This window comes from Bacillus sp. SIMBA_008 (assembly GCF_046535495.1).
Classification (GTDB): domain Bacteria; phylum Bacillota; class Bacilli; order Bacillales; family Bacillaceae; genus Bacillus; species Bacillus subtilis.
The window spans coordinates 1-422 of record NZ_JAWRWL010000047.1 but is presented as its reverse complement, the minus strand read 5'-3'; the positions used below and the strand labels follow the sequence as shown (position 1 = coordinate 422).

The following is a 422-nucleotide window of genomic DNA, read 5'->3' as shown; positions in this document are numbered from 1 at the left end:
ATGAAGGCGGCTGAAAACGGCAAGCACATCTTTGTTGAAAAGCCGCTCACCCTGAGTCTTGAGGAATCGATAAAAGTCATGAAAAAAATCGAAGAAACGGACGTCATCTGCCAGGTCGGTTTTATGAGGCGGTTTGATCCGGCATACGCCGACGCGAAAAGAAGAATCGACGCCGGGGAAATCGGCAGACCCATTTATTATAAAGGATTTACAAGAGATCAAGGCGCACCGCCCGCGGAATTTATCAAACATAGCGGAGGGCTTTTCATTGACTGCTCGATTCATGATTACGACATCGCGAGATATCTCATGTATGCCGAGGTTACGTCCGTCAGCGGGCACGGGAGGATTTTAAAGCACCCGTTCATGGAGGAGTGCGGCGATGTCGATCAGGCATTAACATATCTTGAATTTGATTCGGG

1 pseudogene is annotated in these 422 nt (G+C 48.6%); it reads left to right on the top strand.

The window, feature by feature from the left end:
- Positions 1-422 (top strand): annotated as a pseudogene (iolX, locus tag SB658_RS22025) (scyllo-inositol 2-dehydrogenase); the annotation flags it as partial.